Origin of the sequence: Taibaiella chishuiensis (assembly GCF_003014535.1) — a bacterium.
GTDB lineage: Bacteria > Bacteroidota > Bacteroidia > Chitinophagales > Chitinophagaceae > Taibaiella > Taibaiella chishuiensis.
Genome location: NZ_PYGD01000002.1, coordinates 564,273 through 579,119, shown reverse-complemented (window position 1 = coordinate 579,119; position 14,847 = coordinate 564,273). Strand labels below are relative to the sequence as shown.

The window sequence follows — 14,847 nt, the reverse complement described above, 5'->3', positions numbered from 1 at the left end:
TGTATCGCAGGCCAGGCGCAGGTTTCCAGCCCATCTATCACTAACGCGTATCATTATGAGACTTACAGTCTTTCTGTTTGTACTAAGGTCAAAAACTATTCGCGGCCGGCAAGACAAAGTATACCGGGTCCCGGCCGCGACGATCGCACCAGTGCCGACAACGGTAAGCTATAACGCTTTTCCCCCCGGCAACGGACCAGCAATACGAAGCAAAGGGCAATGTACCGATATGGCAAACACCTTCATCGTAACTATTACCGGTGTAACTTTGACCTTCATCATCCAATACCGAAAGCATGCACCCAGAAGATTTGCTGAAGCAGGTAGCCTTCATTAAAGAGATCGATAAACTAAAATACATCCGGCGCAGGACCAGGTTATTCAACAGCGACCGGCACGAAAATGACGCGGAACACAGCTGGCACCTCGCCATGATGACACTGGTACTGGTCCAACATGCCAACCAGCCGGTCGATGTGCTGCGGGTATTGAAAATGGTACTGATCCACGACCTGGTTGAAATCGATGCCGGCGACACGTTTATTTATGATACCACGAAAAACCATACCAATACCGATGAAGAGCGCCTGGCAGCAGCGCGCATTTTCGGCATGCTGCCCGAACCGCAGGCCCGGGAATTTATAGACATCTGGGAAGAATTTGAAGCCGGCATTACAGCCGATGCAAAGTTTGCCCGGGCTATGGACCGCTTCGAGCCGCTGTTGCAGAACACCAGCAATAAGGGGGGCACCTGGGCGGAGTACGACGTACCCTTCCAAACGGTTTATAATAAGAAAAAAGCGATCGGGGAAGGCTCGGCCGCGCTCTGGCAGTACGCAGAAAACCTGTTGCAGGAAAGCGTAGCAACGGGCATACTGAGAAAAGATCCGTCATCGCTAAACCCATAATAAGTTCCGGTTGCTTGCAACACGCACCTAGTCCTTCGTACCTGCTGTATGCATTTTGGTTATGGATATCCCTGATCCGGTTAGGTCCGGCAACGGGTTAATCTTGAATTTTGTATCCTTAAAAATTCAGGAATATTATCTTATGGAACATCAATCAGCATCCGCTCAACAACCCGTAGCCCTGGTAACAGGTGCCAACCAGGGCGTAGGCCTCCAGATCGCAAAAGAACTGGCCGCCCATGGCTACACCGTATACCTAGGGGCACGCAATATGGACCGCGGCCTTGCCGCTGCCGCACAGCTCGGCGACCATGCGCATGCCATCGAGCTCGACGTAACCCAAAAGACTACGATCGACGCCGCCATGGCACGCATCGAAGCCACAGCAGGCCGGCTGGACCTCCTGGTCAACAATGCAGGTATCTCTCATGCCGGCAAACCGGGCCGTGCACTGGAAGAAATTATGGAAGCGGGCCGGGCCGTTACCGCCGACCTGGACGAAGTCCGTACCGTTTGGGAAACCAATGTTTTCGGTGTTATTGCCGTTACACAGGCTGCCCTGCCCCTGTTACGTAAATCGAAAGCAGCAAGGATCGTCAACGTATCCAGCGGCCTGGGTTCGCTTACCTGGGTCGCCGATCCCGACTGTTGGGCAAGAGATCATTTCGGCGTGGTTTATGCCGCCTCTAAAACAGCACTGAATGCCGTTACGATGGCCTTTGCCCTGGAACTGGAAAAAGAAAACATCAAGGTCAACGCGACCAGTCCCGGTTATACCGCCACTGCCCTCAACAACTTCCAGGGCACCGACAGTATTGAAGTGGGTTCGCGCGAACCGGTACGTGTAGCGCTGGAGACCGATGGTCCCACTGCAGGCTTCACCGGGCCGGATGGCATCCTGCCCTGGTAACAGGCGCCGGGAACTCTTGTAAAACGTACCATCATTCTAACCAGGACCGGTAACCCGATTTTACCGGTCCTGGTTGTTATCCTCTAAAAATAAAGTGCCATGTCTAAAGTAACCAAGATGGAATCGATTGCCCAGATACACCGCACCCTGGGCCTTCCCGGTCCGCAGCATCCGCTGGTCACCATGATAGCCACGCAGACGATACAGGCCAGGCGATCCCGGCTACCGGAGAGCTACGTAACCAACCTGTATAAGGTCACCTTTATTACCAAACTATCCGGCAAATTCAGGTACGGCCAGGGATATTATGATTTCGACGAAGGCAGCATTTTATTTACGGCGCCAAACCAGGTCGTGGGCGGGGCAGCCAGCTACGAAGACAATGAAGGCTACTCGCTGATCTTCCACCCCGACCTGCTGCAGGGTTACCCCCTGGCCGCAAAAATTAATCAATACGGCTTCTTCTCTTACGCCTCTAACGAAGCACTGCACCTTTCGGAAGAGGAAAGAACCAGCATTCATGCGATCTATACCAATATCCGGCAGGAACTGAACAGCCGGATCGACGACTTCAGCCGCGAAGTATTGATTGCGCATATCGAACTGTTATTGAGTTATGCCAAACGTTTTTACAAACGGCAGTTCTGCACCCGCCAGGTCGCAACCAGCGAGTTGCTGCAACAGTTGGAATCTTTGCTGCATCAATATTTCGCCGGGGAGCAAGCCATTACCCATGGCATACCTACCGTACAATACCTGGCCGGGCACCTGCATTACTCCCCCAATTACCTAAGCGATATGCTGCGCTCCCTCACCGGTCTCAACGCCCAGCAGCATATTCACCAGAAGCTGATTGAACGGTCCAAGGAATTGCTCTCTGGCACCACCCTGTCGGTTAGCGAGGTGGCTTACCAGCTGGGCTTCGAACACCCGCAATCCTTCAGCAGGCTGTTCAAGATGAAGACCCTGTTATCCCCGGTTCAATTCAGGTCCGGATTTAATTGATAGCGGCGCTGCAGGATCAATAGTCGGTCGACTTCGCCAGGGCTTCGTATTGCCGGTAAGCAACGGCGAGCAGGTCCAGCTTCTGAAAAGCCCGGGCATACGCATCGCTTCCGAGGAGCAGGTATAAAGGCGGCTCAGGCATATCAGCCAGGCCGATCATTACCCGGGCGGCTTGCTGCGGATCTCCGGTCTGGGTGCCACTCGCAGCGGCAAAACGCTCCTGTGCAGTACGTATGCTATCGTATGCCGCTATTTTTCTTTCCGATAATACCAGGGAGTCCGGATTATTAAAATTGGTGCGGAAAGCGCCGGGAGCAATAAGCGTAACTTTTATACCGAAATCTTTTACATCATCGGCCAATACTTCGGTAAGGCCGACCACGGCATGTTTCGCGGCTCCGTATATGGCCCAGCCACGGGTTGGCGCTATGCCTGCAATCGACGATATATTGATGATATGCCCTGTACCCTGTTCCCGCATCAGGGGCAATACATGGCGGATCACATTGACCGTACCGAATACATTAATATCGAAACTATCGCGGGTTTCTTTATCACTCAACTCTTCGATACTACCGCCGATACCATAACCGGCGTTGTTCACTACCACATCGATCCTTCCGAAATATTGCTGTACCTGCTGTACTGCGGCGGCTACGCTTGCATCATCGCCCAAAGCGACCGCCAGCGGCAAAAAGCCGGCGCCCTTGTGATCAACGGCCTGCCTGAGCGTGTCCGTATCACGCGAGGTAGCCGCCACGCGGTGCCCTGCGGCTAATAATTGTTGTACCAGGGCCAGCCCCAGGCCTTTGGAAGCGCCGGTAACCAACCATACTTTACTGTTCTGCATATACTTTGTTTTAACCGAACAAAGGTAAAAGGCAGGAACAGCGCAGTGTTTACCTGGTTCCAACAGATGCTATCGATATTCAAACAAAACGGATGGCACTGGGGGTAAGCCCGGTTTGCTTCTTGAAGAAATAGGAAAAATGTGCCGGTTGTGCAAAACCCAGGCTGTCGCTTATTTCGGATATATTCCAGTCGGTATGCTTCAGCAAGGCAGTAGCTTCGGCGGCTATGCGTTCGGCAATATGCGCGGTGGTCGTCTTGCCGGTACTTAACCTTACAGCGCGGTTAAGATGATTGACGTGTACGGCCATTTTACCGGCAAAATCGCCGGCAGTGCGTAAGCCAGGGCTTTGTCCTATGGCCGTTACCGGGAACTGGCGTTCCAGCATATCGAGGAACAGGGCGGTGATGCGGGCATTGGCATCCGGGTGATCGTACAATTGTTCGTCCGGCTCCATCTTCAGGGCCAGGTGGATCAGCTCCGACACCAGGTTGCGCAACAGGTCGTAGCGAAACCGGTAACCGGATTGCACTTCCTCCAGCATTTTTTCGAACAAGGCAACCACCTCCTGTTCCTGCTTTTCGTTTAAAGCATATACCGGCTGCCCTGTCCTTTTGAACATGGGCAGGTCATGTATACCGTTACGCATGCTTTCGGTATAAAACGATTCGCGGAAAAGACAGAAAAAACCGGTCGTGTCTTCGTCCAGGCGCTCGAAGCGGTAAGGCACCACAGGGTTGAAGAAGAGCAGCGTATTGCCCCGGATGGCAATACTCTTATCGGCATAATGACAGCGATGTTCGCCCCGGATAAACATGATCTTGTAAAAGTCGTAGCGGGCATAAGGCGCGCCGCCATTACTTTCCGCCAGGTGGAACACATTAAAATCGCCGGCGCCGGCCGGTGGCAGCGGCGGTGTGGCCGCAAACTTATGCGCGTAAAATGTCTCGAGGCTCTTATTGTCCGGCATAATACAAAGAGAAGATTAAGGCAAAAGTATTAAATAGTACACATTTGGCTGCGCTAAAAAATCGCCGGCCCTAAGGAACACAAGTTGGCTGTATTTATTGAAATGTATAAATTTGAACCATGAAAGCAACGAAGGGAAAAACAAAACCGGGCCAGTTCCGGGTGGCAGCCATCGGTGAGAACAAATGCACGCTCGAATCGTATAACCGGCGCGACTTTTATAAGATCAGCCTGGTAACTGCCGGCGGACCGCCTTGCCAGCTGCGTTACGGCTCGCTGGAGCCGATCGTCGTCGACCGGCCTGCCCTGGTATTGCTCAACCCACTCGTACCGCACTCCTGGACCGTACCGGAACGTACAGAGCCTACAGAAGGTTATTTCTGTGTATTCGACGAAGCCTTTACCAATGCCGGCGCACCATTAAAGGCACTGACCAACCGCTTGTTTACCGCACAGCGATCGCCCGTCTATTTCCCGGACGAGGTACAACTGCATTTCCTCCATGCGCTGTTCGTGCGCATGCGCGCCCTGGCAGATACCGACTACACCGGCAAAGACGACCTCTTCCGCAGCCAGCTGAACCTGGTCTTCCACGAAACGATCGGCATGAGCCCGGCGGAAGAAACAAGCCAGGACCGGCCATCCGCTATCGCCGCTGCGTTTGCAGGCTTACTCCGCGGACAGTTTCCCGTAGACCTGCCCCTGCAGCCCATACAACTTAAAAAGGCTTCCGATTTTGCAGACCGTCTCGCCATCCATGTCAACCACCTCAATACAGCGGTACACAAGGCTACCGGCCAGTCCACGACCTGGCATATCAACGAACAATTAATTACCGAGGCAAAGTCGCTGTTGGGTTATACCGGTTACAATATTGCAGAGATCGCCTATGGACTGGGATTCGAATACCAGAGTTACTTTAACCGCTTTTTTAAAAAACATGCCGGCCTTACACCATCGGATTTCAGAAAAAACTTTGAAAAGTATAAATAGTGCTTTGAAAAGTCTTCAGATCATAAAGCCTTACCGCGCTAATTTTGTCTTTACAAAAGCAACTTATGAAGACATCGTCAGCCACTCCGTCTACTTTCCTCTTAGGAGGCGACCTGGAGCTTAACCGTATGGGCTATGGCGCTATGCGCATTGTCGGCCCGAAAATATTCGGCATGCCCGAAAACCCGCAAAACTCGCTCGACGTATTACGACGCGCGGTGGAGTTGGGTGTAAATTTCATAGATACCGCCGACCAGTACGGACCATTCACTTCGGAGCAACTGATCGCTGAGGCCCTGCATCCTTACCGGGACCAGCTGGTTATCGGCACCAAAGGCGGCCTCGTACGCTTTGGACCCTGGGCAGATATCAATAACGATGCCAGTCCGCAACACCTGCAGGAGGCCCTGGACGGGAGTTTGCGCCGCCTGAAGCTGGAACGTATCGACCTTTACCAGCTGCACCGCATCGACCCTAAAGTACCGGCTGACATCAGCTTTGCTTATTTAGCCCAGGCCCAGCAACAAGGCAAGATCAGGCACCTGGGCCTGTCGGAAGTTTCGGTGGATGAGATCAAAGAAGCCCAGCAGTTTTTCAAAGTCGTTTCGGTACAGAACCGCTACAGCGTGCTGGACCGCCAATGGGAGCCCGTACTCGAATACTGCCAATCGGAAGGGATCGCATTTATTCCCTGGTTCCCTATCGGCGGCGGCATGACCCCGATGACCGAAAAGCTGCAGACCCTGGCAGACCGTAAACAGGTGACCATGCATCAATTGGCGCTAAGCTGGTTATTGCACCGCAGCGACAATATCCTGCTGATACCCGGCACCTCCGATATCGGCCACCTGGAAGAAAATATGCGCGCCACGACTATCGAGCTTACCGCACAGGAGATGGCCGAACTGGACGGGATAGCCGGTAGTGTCTAAGTAAACTATAACAACACCATCCTAAAGCCTGTGGCCGCCCATCCGGGCAACCACAGGCTTTATCAATTACCGCCGTTTTATTGATCGTGCTGCTGCGACCGGTAACGCGTTGGCGTCATTTTATATTTTTCGTGAAAGCTTTTAGTAAAACCGGCGAGGTCGTTAAAACCGCAGTCGTAGGCAATATCGGTAATACGGCTGTCCGAAGACAGGAGCATGCCCGCAGCCCGCTCCAGGCGCTGGTTCCTGATATATGCGGCCGGCGTATCCTGGTATAACTTTTTGAACTCCCTTTTGAAGGAAGACAAACTAAGGTTCGTTTTACGCGCCAGCTCTTCGATGCTTACCGGTAAAAACAGATGCGCTTCAACTACCTGTTTGAAGGTATACGTGACGGGCGAAAAAAGCTGCGATAAAATAACCCGTATCGCTTCCGCGTCTTTTGTTTGCGCCAGCAACAGGACAATCTCCTTCAATTTCAGGATCAGGATATCCTCGTTGACCAGCGCCGGGTTTTCGAAATAAAACAGCAGCCCTTCTATATATTTCCGTATCAGGAAGTCGTTATTGATCTTTTCGCTGGAACGGTTATCCACAGCATGTTCCGGCCTTTGCAACAAAGCCGGCAGTTCCTTTTCATAAATCTTCTTTAAGATATCGGGATGAAAAGTAACGATCACCAGCTCGCCTTTGCGGTTGGTCTGGGTTTGTTGTATTTGCTTCCCGGAATGCATACAATTCAGGAACAGGGAATAATTGGCCGGGATAACAAGAGGATCGTTGCCGGAAGTATAGACCATCTCCCCTTCCAGCATATACAGGAAGCAAGCCTGTTCCGCAACCGGGAAGACAAATTCGAATGGCGTCTTCAACACCACCTTCTGGATAAAGGACTTCCCGTACAGGTCCATTTTCTTATAATCGATTACCATCCGCTATTCATTTTTACAAGGAGGATTACGGGAAACCGGCCCTGCGCCGGCATGGTTCCATTACGCCTGTTATTGCCCGCGTCTTCCCTGCCACCATCTGTACCGTAAAATAAAATCTTTTTTTGCTTTAAGCGCCGTACATTTTTCGCACGGTATATATATGCCTGTACCCGGCAAAATACAGGTAGCAACAATTTGGACCAAATTGACAAAAGACTGAGCCGATCGACCAAAGCCGCCGCTACAGGGCATCCTAATTTTGCCATGTCAATGATGACAATATAAAAGCTTTTCAACAATGGGACTATCTAACCTGGGTATCTTTCATACGGCCATCGGCCTTATTGCGATCGGGGCCGCGCTTACGGCATTCGTACGGTATGGTAAAATCGATGTGGGCCGCATTAGCGGCAAAGTATATTTTTACAGCACCCTGGTAACCTCGGTAACCGCACTGGGCATATCCAAACATGGCGGTTTTAATGCTGGGCATGTATTTTCGCTGCTGATCATGATCCTGGTGCTGGGCGCTTACCTGCTGCATACCCGCAAAGCGGGACTGAGCCGGGCACGTTATTTCGAGAATTTCCTGATGTCATTCAGCTTCTTTCTTTCCCTGCTGCCTACCATCAACGAGACGTTTACGCGCGTCCCGGTAGGCCATCCGCTCGCCAAGGATATAAACGCCCCCGTGATCGGCAGGACTTTGCTCTTTATTCTTATCCTGTTTGTTACAGGATCGGTGTACCAGTTCAGAAAGCAAAGAACGATAAACCGTACGGCCAGGGCGTAACAGCTGCAACAAGCACGGGTAAAGGATTGCAAGCCCCCTGTTTTCGCTACGCGATTACACCCTTAATTTCGGCCAGCATCTCCTGCTCCCATGCGTTCAATGCTTTATAGGTAGGAAAGCCTTTTCCATCGGTCCGGGCATATATACTTTGCAATACCTGTTCGGTATAGTGCAGGCCAAAATAATGCCCGATATAAATAATATCGGCATCCGGTATTTCATATTCCCACCAGCGTAAAATTTCGCTGACGAATACTCCGTCCCAGGTGAGGCACCCGGCAGCAACATCGGGCTCCGATTCGATATCATAGGTCACATAACCTTTCTTCAGGGTATCGTAGGCAAAAATAGTGGCATGCGCATAAGCCAGTATTGGCTTAAAGCGATCTATGGCATAGACCTCCTGCTCCCGCTTTGTAAGATCCGTAATTGCATAAGGGCAGGCATAGTCCTTATGCAGCCGGTGTTGCTGCAGTACAGGATCGTCGCAGCGTGCCCCGAGCAACCGGATAATACCATCGGGCAGACCGGCTGCAACAGCGCATTCCAGCACGTCCACTTCGGTCCATTTACCGGCATGCGCCTCGGGCGGAATAGGTGGCAGTTGTGGCCTGGTGCTCAAGCTCCCTTTTTTTTGCGCCGCTTTTTGCCTGCGTCTTCCAAACACGAGCAGGAAGAGGCAGGCCGTAATGAGTAAAAAGGCGAGCGGCAGGTAATCAGTCGTCTGTTTCATATAGCCTATTGGTTTAAACCAGCGTGTCTTTTCTTTTACGCCGTTAAAAATGTGCAGCAACGCCGGCTATTGCAGCGGATGCCGTAAATTCGAAAATAATTATAAATCCCTGTTACGCGTGAACCTTACCGCTCTGACTGCTCTTTTCCAACATTATTTAAACGAAGAAATGCAAATGCGTAGTGTACGCCTGCCCTACGCCTGTTGTCTTTCCACCATAGGCCTGGACGGGTTTCCCAACGCCCGCTTCGTATCGCTTAAAGAGATCCGGGACGACCGGTTCGTAATAGCCGGCTGTATGTCGTCGCGCAAAGGCGCAGAGATCAACGCAAGCAACAAAGTCGCAATAAGTTTCTGGTGGCCCGAAACGCAGCGCCAGGTAAGGATCCAGGGCATTGCCCACCTTATGCCCGGCGATATAGCCGACCGTTACTTTGACGAACGCAACCTAGACAGCCGCATTGTGTCTGCAGTAAGCAACCAGGGCGCAGCGCTCGATGACCCCCAAGCGCTGCACCAGGCCTATGATCAGCTGGTACAAAACATCGGAGAAACCGGCTATGTAGCCCGCCCGGAAAACTGGGGCGCCTTCGCGATCGAACCGGTCCGTATAGAGTTTCTCACCTTCAGCGACAGCCGGTTCCACGACAGGATCCTGTTCCGGAAAGAGGGTGATCAATGGACCGAAATAAAACTACAGCCTTAACCCTTGCTATTTCCTGCCCTACGACATCTTAGCCCCGTTTGTTATAAAACCGGGGCCTGAACTTTATGTACCCAGCCCTGGCATCCGCACCCCGGGACATAAAATATACTTGCCAACCGCAACATCTGTCATTAAAAAATAAAATAATTAATTGTTTATAAATAAAAAGTACCCTTTCCTGAAAAAGTGATCTCCCGAATCAACCCGAAACAGCATCTTTGACCTGCAAGCGCCGGCATAGCGGGTGCTGCAACAGCCCCTTTAGTAAAAAACGGCCATAAGCCGTACTCCCTTTCCCGCAGAGGAATACATGAAACGGATCCTAACCCTGTAGCCCAACAACAGGAAGACGCACCCACAACCTGGATAAAACCGGTGCACGCCGAATAATAAGCCCACAGCGACAAGAGAGGGCAGGTTAAATCTTTGACGATGAAAACGACAAACTTTAAAGTACTGTCTGAAAACGAACAACAACTGGTAACCGGCGGTTCTGAAGGAACCATAGTCGGCTGGCGCTACCACAACGGTATGTATTATGCCGATATCAGCTATGAAAGCGGCGAAACCTCCTGCGACGTACCCTGGGGCTCTTCTATGCCGCAAATGGGAAGCTCTGTAGGCTAAGCGGGATCACCCGCCTCATCGATTTCCTGTACCGCCTGTACCTCGTGTACGGGCGGTACCTCATTTGAACCGGGCGTAGCGGCATTATTGCAGCAACTGCCCGATCATCTTTGCCTGCAGCGCATCGATATCGGTTGTTTGCGCATTACTCAGGAGAATAATGGTAAGATCCTTATCGAAAATATGCAGCAGCCTTGTCCGCGTGCCCCATATGGCGCCTTGCCGTTCTGCCATCCGCAACTTCCCGTTCTTCACTTTCAGATCATAGACCCAAATACCCAGACCGTAATTTTCGAGATAGGGTTGCATGATCGCTTCCAGGCTTTGGGCATTTACCAGTTTCCCGCCATAAAGCGCGTTGGCAAACCGCAACAGGTCGTCGGCGGTTGCATACAAACCACCTGCGGCATAGTAATTTTCGGTATAAATAGGCGGCGTAACTTCGATCGTCCTGGCGCTGTCATTCACCTCGTAAACCGTAGCCAGGTTACGGATCAGTTTCGTTGTCCCGAACATACCGGTATGCGTCATTTGCAGAGGATTAAGTATACGCTCTTGCAGGACGGCTTCATAAGACCGGCCACACACGGCTTCTATTATTTTACCGAGGATCACATAATCCGCATTATTATAGTTCCATACCTTCCCGGGTTCCGTTTCCAGTTTGCCGCTGCAGAACAGGTCCAGCAGCTCATCCGTGGTATAGGGTTTCGCATACATGGCAGGGATTTCGTCGCCCTGCACATCCCGCTCGTTGCTCTCAATACCCGAAGTCGCGGTCAATAAATGAAACAGGCTGACTTTTGCGCCACCCGCTCCTTTATAGCCCGGCAGATAGGTCCTGATGGGTTGCTGCAGATCGACTTTGCCCTGCTCAACCAGTTGCATCACCAGGACTGCCGTAAACAATTTGGTGATAGAAGCAATCTTATACTTCGTATCGTTGGTATTCGGAACATCAAATTGAAAGTTGGCATAACCAAAGCTGCGGTTATAGATCTTCTTCCCGTTTTGCTGCACCAGTATCGTGCCGTTAAAAGGATGACTGCGGGTATAGTCACTTATGAAGCGATCAAAAGCCGGGGTTAGCGGATGTGTCTTATCGAGACCAGCCCGAGGGCTTGCCAGCCGGGTGTTCCGCTGTGCCTGGCAGCCAAGGGCCGCACCAACAAAACAGATCAGCAACAGGTGTTTCATGGAAAGGTGGGTTTATACTTACGCCCGGTCCGGACGGCATTTCGTGCTATGCAACCGGCAGGTAAAGCCACCCGAAGATATAAGAATTTCCAGATTACAAAAACCGCATTTACCGGGCTTACCGGGCCTTGTTACGGAAAGCCCCGGGCGTTAGCTGCGTACAACGTTTGAAGTAGCGGCAGAACAGCGAAACGTCTGCGAAATTCAATTCCTGGCAGATCTCCTTTACGGACAAAGTAGTGGATTTAAGCAACGATTTCGCATGCATAATAACGACATGCTCGATCCATAACGAAACAGGTTTCCCGGTTTGCTCTTTGACGAGACTGGTCAGGTATTGCTGCGACAAATTCAGTTGACGGGCATAATAAGCAACCGTCCGTTCGCGGTGGGCATGCTGGGAGATCAGCGAATAAAAGGCATCGATCACCTCGCTCTTCCGGCTGCCCTCCGCTACAGGTTGTCGCGGCAGTATAGCATAGGTATCGGCAATAGCGCTGATCAGTGCAAAGACCAGGTACTGCAATACCTTCTTTTTATTGCCGGTCTCCTTCATCCTGTCCCGGTAATGCTTTTGCAACAGCGATACCAGGGCTTCAAACAATCCGTGCTGCTGCTCTTCCGCGTTGATTACCGGCCGCCTGCGGAGTTCGTCGTTGGTGATAAAATCACGCAACACCGGGAAGCTGCTGATAAAGTCCAGGGACATGACTAAAGACACCAGGCGCAGGTCTTCGGAAACATGAACCGGGTCTATTATCAGCTGCGGCAATACCACGACCATAGCGCCGGAGCTGATCTCATAGTTATTGAAGTTGATCTTAAGCCCCATACTACCCGCGATACAAAAGGATAAGATGAGGCCGTCGAACTGGTGCTCAAAATCCGTATAACCGTCTTCTATTTTATGAACGTCCTCTACGATAGCGATATCGTACACCCGGAGATCTTCATCCATCCGGATCCGCTCCTGTATAGATTTTATGCTGAGAAACTGGACCATTTTTGGGAACTATAGCGTCAATAAAAAAACAAGCCCTGCCGGACCAGGCAACCGGGAACAAATTTGCACATTTTTCCGCATTTTGCCGGATAACAGACCGGCACACTATCCGGGCCACACCAGGCTTTGGCCAAAGCTATATCGCGGGCGGCACGATTACCTTAAAAAATAAAATGTACGCAAGCGCATACATTTTATTTTTGTTGCATAGTGAGGATATTGAAAGCCCATGGGCAGGTTAATGCAATACCTGTATTTTACGCGTGAGCACTTTACCGGCTTGTTCAATCCACAAAAAGTACAGCCCGTTTACGACAGGGCTAATGTCAATGCCCGCAGCAGTAAGGTTTTTGTATTGCGTCACACGCCGGCCGCTGATATCGAACAGGGAAACATCGGCGCCATAACAGGCCGCATTAAAGTATACACGGTCTTTGGCGGGAAAAGGAAAACAGACCAAGGCGGCCTGGCTGCCCAGGTCTTCGATGCCCGTACCACCGCCTGCTGTAATGTTGACATTGTAATCTTCCGTTTCTCCCCAGTCAAATTTACCGCCTGCATCATCGGTACAGGGCGTAGGGCTTGTATGAACCGTGTTTCCGTAAGTGTACCGGTCATCTTCAAACACCATGACCCGCATACGGGTAACACCCGCTACAGCCGTTGCCGGAACGATAACATTTGCCGTTGCAGGCGAGGTAATACCCTGCGTATATTGCTGCAGTACCAGTTCGCCTGCATCGGCAAAACTATTGTTCTTATTAAAGTCGATATACACTGCCACGAAATGCGTGGAAACAGCATTATCGTGGGTAATACTAAGCGGGTAGGTATTGCCTTTAACTAAAGCGGGCGCCTGTACATTGTTGTAGAACACATAATGCGGCGCGGCATATTGTGTTGTGCCCGAACTATTGTTCAGCGTACCGATTTTCACATTGGATATATAGTGCGCGACGGGCATAGCGCCCTCGTCGTAACCGGCTGCACAATAAGGCGCGGGATTGGTAATCTGGGCCGATACGGGTGTTACGGAAGCGGCGGTAAGTAGCAGGGCTAAAGTCGGGATCCTGGTCATTTTGTTTCGCATTTAATCTTCGTTTTTGTTATACCTTATAAGACCGGGCAGTGTTAAAGCAGGTTGGTAAATTTTATAGAATTTAATTAATTTTTTATTTTATTATTTATTGTAAATCAAATAATTAAATCACAAAAAACACCTCTACCGGCAGCTACTGCAATGCTGCCGGCAATTCATTGATGGCCCTGCCTGGTCATATCAGGCCTGTGCTTACAGATCATCCTGTACGTATGGAACGGGTATCATTTTTTGGCGGGAAATACCCGGAGGAAACGGGTAACGGAACCACACCTGTTGTATGTGGCGATTAACGAAGCTTATACCCAATTATATTATGTATAATACAATCCTGCTTTCCAACCTTGAATACCAACGCCTGCCGCTACGTCCTGCGGCCATTTTTTAATCCATAACCTTGCTGTAAACCTGGGTGCAAAATTACCAGCGCTTTGTCATGCAGCCGTTAACACCTACGCGGTTTCTAGGTGCATTTTGTAATATGGTGGTGCTGCCGCCATTGCCGGAGGAAGACCGGGGCAGTATATGCGCTACAGGACGTCGATACCTGTAGCGGAAAAACGTTAGGTTTGTGTTTTTAATCCACAAAGGGCTAGGAATATGCATTTGACCATAAGAGCCGCAGCGGTAGCAGATCATCCAATAGTACCCGCGATCCTGCTCGCAGCAATGGAAGACGTTATCTTTAAATTTATCGGGAAAGAAGACGAGGAGGAAGCAATCGCTTTCCTGGCACAGCTTTTCAAAGAAACAGGCAACCTCTATAGTTATGAAAACACCTTTGTGGCTGTCGATGAAACAGGAAATATTGCCGGCGCAATGACCGGCTACGATGGCGACCGGTTTACAGCACTGCGGCAACCGGTATTGGACCTGATGCGGCAACAATACGGGAACAACCTCGTGCCGGAACCCGAAACCGAAGGGAAAGAATTTTACCTGGATGCAATTGCCGTAACGCCCGCAGCAAGGGGTAAAGGAGCGGGCAGCCTGCTGCTGCAACATGCCATCAACTATGCGCAGGAAAAGGGGTTTAAACAGGCAGGCCTGTTGGTCGATCTCGAAAACCCCGGTGCACAAAAACTATACGAACGCATGGGGTTCCGGCTTGGAGCAGCAATAAATTTTGCCGGCGGCCGCTATTACCATATGTTTATAAGCCTCCCCTGATCTTGTTGAAAGAACAGGAG

16 protein-coding genes are annotated in these 14,847 nt (G+C 51.0%); 9 read left to right on the top strand and 7 right to left on the bottom strand.

The window, feature by feature from the left end; all coding sequences use genetic code 11:
- The first annotated feature begins 296 nt into the window (after positions 1-296).
- The 3 genes from B0I18_RS09970 (at position 297) to B0I18_RS09960 (ending at position 2,823) form a co-directional block, all read left to right on the top strand.
- On the top strand, positions 297-908 hold the full coding sequence (locus tag B0I18_RS09970) for an HD domain-containing protein (RefSeq protein ID WP_106522532.1): 612 nt from the start codon (positions 297-299) through the stop codon (positions 906-908).
- Positions 909-1,050: 142 nt separating this feature from the next.
- Positions 1,051-1,818 carry an SDR family NAD(P)-dependent oxidoreductase gene (locus B0I18_RS09965; RefSeq protein ID WP_106522531.1) on the top strand — a complete coding sequence of 256 codons (768 nt, stop codon included), beginning with the start codon at positions 1,051-1,053 and terminating at the stop codon, positions 1,816-1,818.
- Between the two features lie 99 nt (positions 1,819-1,917).
- Positions 1,918-2,823, top strand: coding sequence for a helix-turn-helix domain-containing protein (locus B0I18_RS09960; protein WP_106522530.1), 906 nt, complete (start codon positions 1,918-1,920; stop codon positions 2,821-2,823).
- Between the two features lie 16 nt (positions 2,824-2,839).
- On the opposite strand, the gene B0I18_RS09955 is transcribed toward B0I18_RS09960, so the two are convergent.
- Together B0I18_RS09955 and B0I18_RS09950 are read right to left on the bottom strand one after the other, a co-directional pair.
- Positions 2,840-3,673, bottom strand: coding sequence for an SDR family NAD(P)-dependent oxidoreductase (locus tag B0I18_RS09955; RefSeq protein ID WP_106522529.1), 834 nt, complete (start codon positions 3,671-3,673; stop codon positions 2,840-2,842).
- A gap of 79 nt (positions 3,674-3,752) precedes the next feature.
- The gene (locus B0I18_RS09950) at positions 3,753-4,643 is read right to left on the bottom strand and encodes a helix-turn-helix domain-containing protein (protein ID WP_106522528.1); all 891 of its coding nucleotides are present in this window, start codon (positions 4,641-4,643) and stop codon (positions 3,753-3,755) included.
- A 119-nt stretch (positions 4,644-4,762) separates the two neighbouring features.
- Between B0I18_RS09950 and B0I18_RS09945 the strand changes: the two genes are divergently transcribed.
- Entirely contained in the window at positions 4,763-5,635 is an 873-nt protein-coding gene (locus tag B0I18_RS09945; RefSeq protein ID WP_106522527.1) for a helix-turn-helix domain-containing protein, read from the top strand.
- A 65-nt stretch (positions 5,636-5,700) separates the two neighbouring features.
- Positions 5,701-6,567, top strand: a complete 867-nt coding sequence (locus tag B0I18_RS09940) for an aldo/keto reductase (protein WP_106522526.1) — start codon at positions 5,701-5,703, stop codon at positions 6,565-6,567.
- A 77-nt stretch (positions 6,568-6,644) separates the two neighbouring features.
- Here the strand turns inward: B0I18_RS09940 and B0I18_RS09935 are convergent, their stop codons facing one another.
- On the bottom strand, positions 6,645-7,499 hold the full coding sequence (locus B0I18_RS09935) for a helix-turn-helix domain-containing protein (RefSeq protein ID WP_106522525.1): 855 nt from the start codon (positions 7,497-7,499) through the stop codon (positions 6,645-6,647).
- Between the two features lie 298 nt (positions 7,500-7,797).
- Between B0I18_RS09935 and B0I18_RS09925 the strand changes: the two genes are divergently transcribed.
- On the top strand, positions 7,798-8,292 hold the full coding sequence (locus B0I18_RS09925) for a hypothetical protein (RefSeq protein ID WP_106522523.1): 495 nt from the start codon (positions 7,798-7,800) through the stop codon (positions 8,290-8,292).
- A 46-nt stretch (positions 8,293-8,338) separates the two neighbouring features.
- Here B0I18_RS09925 and B0I18_RS09920 read toward each other — a convergent pair whose 3' ends face one another.
- A complete protein-coding gene (locus B0I18_RS09920) occupies positions 8,339-9,025 on the bottom strand; it encodes a hypothetical protein (protein WP_146146708.1) in 687 nt (228 codons plus the stop codon).
- A 118-nt stretch (positions 9,026-9,143) separates the two neighbouring features.
- Between B0I18_RS09920 and B0I18_RS09915 the strand changes: the two genes are divergently transcribed.
- Positions 9,144-9,731 carry a pyridoxine/pyridoxamine 5'-phosphate oxidase gene (locus B0I18_RS09915; protein WP_219905955.1) on the top strand — a complete coding sequence of 196 codons (588 nt, stop codon included), beginning with the start codon at positions 9,144-9,146 and terminating at the stop codon, positions 9,729-9,731.
- A gap of 432 nt (positions 9,732-10,163) precedes the next feature.
- Positions 10,164-10,358: a hypothetical protein gene (locus B0I18_RS09910; RefSeq protein WP_106522520.1), complete on the top strand. Its 195-nt coding sequence runs from the start codon at positions 10,164-10,166 to the stop codon at positions 10,356-10,358.
- Between the two features lie 84 nt (positions 10,359-10,442).
- On the opposite strand, the gene B0I18_RS09905 is transcribed toward B0I18_RS09910, so the two are convergent.
- From B0I18_RS09905 to B0I18_RS09890, 3 genes are all read right to left on the bottom strand, one after another.
- The gene (locus B0I18_RS09905; protein WP_106522519.1) at positions 10,443-11,555 is read right to left on the bottom strand and encodes a serine hydrolase domain-containing protein; all 1,113 of its coding nucleotides are present in this window, start codon (positions 11,553-11,555) and stop codon (positions 10,443-10,445) included.
- Positions 11,556-11,673: 118 nt separating this feature from the next.
- The gene (locus B0I18_RS09900) at positions 11,674-12,558 is read right to left on the bottom strand and encodes a helix-turn-helix domain-containing protein (protein WP_106522518.1); all 885 of its coding nucleotides are present in this window, start codon (positions 12,556-12,558) and stop codon (positions 11,674-11,676) included.
- Between the two features lie 238 nt (positions 12,559-12,796).
- Positions 12,797-13,648, bottom strand: coding sequence for a T9SS type A sorting domain-containing protein (locus B0I18_RS09890; protein ID WP_106522516.1), 852 nt, complete (start codon positions 13,646-13,648; stop codon positions 12,797-12,799).
- 609 nt (positions 13,649-14,257) lie between these two features.
- On the opposite strand from B0I18_RS09890, the gene B0I18_RS09885 reads away from it, so the two are divergent.
- A complete protein-coding gene (locus tag B0I18_RS09885) occupies positions 14,258-14,827 on the top strand; it encodes a GNAT family N-acetyltransferase (RefSeq protein ID WP_106522515.1) in 570 nt (189 codons plus the stop codon).
- Positions 14,828-14,847 lie beyond the last annotated feature (20 nt).

Coding starts and splice junctions, on each gene's coding strand:
- B0I18_RS09905 (WP_106522519.1), bottom strand. CDS start 11,555: ATGAAACACCTGTTGCTGATCTGTTTTGTTGGTGCGGCCCTTGGCTGC.
- B0I18_RS09890 (WP_106522516.1), bottom strand. CDS start 13,648: ATGCGAAACAAAATGACCAGGATCCCGACTTTAGCCCTGCTACTTACC.
- B0I18_RS09945 (WP_106522527.1), top strand. CDS start 4,763: ATGAAAGCAACGAAGGGAAAAACAAAACCGGGCCAGTTCCGGGTGGCA.
- B0I18_RS09910 (WP_106522520.1), top strand. CDS start 10,164: ATGAAAACGACAAACTTTAAAGTACTGTCTGAAAACGAACAACAACTG.
- B0I18_RS09965 (WP_106522531.1), top strand. CDS start 1,051: ATGGAACATCAATCAGCATCCGCTCAACAACCCGTAGCCCTGGTAACA.
- B0I18_RS09935 (WP_106522525.1), bottom strand. CDS start 7,499: ATGGTAATCGATTATAAGAAAATGGACCTGTACGGGAAGTCCTTTATC.
- B0I18_RS09955 (WP_106522529.1), bottom strand. CDS start 3,673: ATGCAGAACAGTAAAGTATGGTTGGTTACCGGCGCTTCCAAAGGCCTG.
- B0I18_RS09970 (WP_106522532.1), top strand. CDS start 297: ATGCACCCAGAAGATTTGCTGAAGCAGGTAGCCTTCATTAAAGAGATC.
- B0I18_RS09950 (WP_106522528.1), bottom strand. CDS start 4,643: ATGCCGGACAATAAGAGCCTCGAGACATTTTACGCGCATAAGTTTGCG.
- B0I18_RS09960 (WP_106522530.1), top strand. CDS start 1,918: ATGTCTAAAGTAACCAAGATGGAATCGATTGCCCAGATACACCGCACC.
- B0I18_RS09900 (WP_106522518.1), bottom strand. CDS start 12,558: ATGGTCCAGTTTCTCAGCATAAAATCTATACAGGAGCGGATCCGGATG.
- B0I18_RS09940 (WP_106522526.1), top strand. CDS start 5,701: ATGAAGACATCGTCAGCCACTCCGTCTACTTTCCTCTTAGGAGGCGAC.
- B0I18_RS09920 (WP_146146708.1), bottom strand. CDS start 9,025: ATGAAACAGACGACTGATTACCTGCCGCTCGCCTTTTTACTCATTACG.
- B0I18_RS09885 (WP_106522515.1), top strand. CDS start 14,258: ATGCATTTGACCATAAGAGCCGCAGCGGTAGCAGATCATCCAATAGTA.
- B0I18_RS09925 (WP_106522523.1), top strand. CDS start 7,798: ATGGGACTATCTAACCTGGGTATCTTTCATACGGCCATCGGCCTTATT.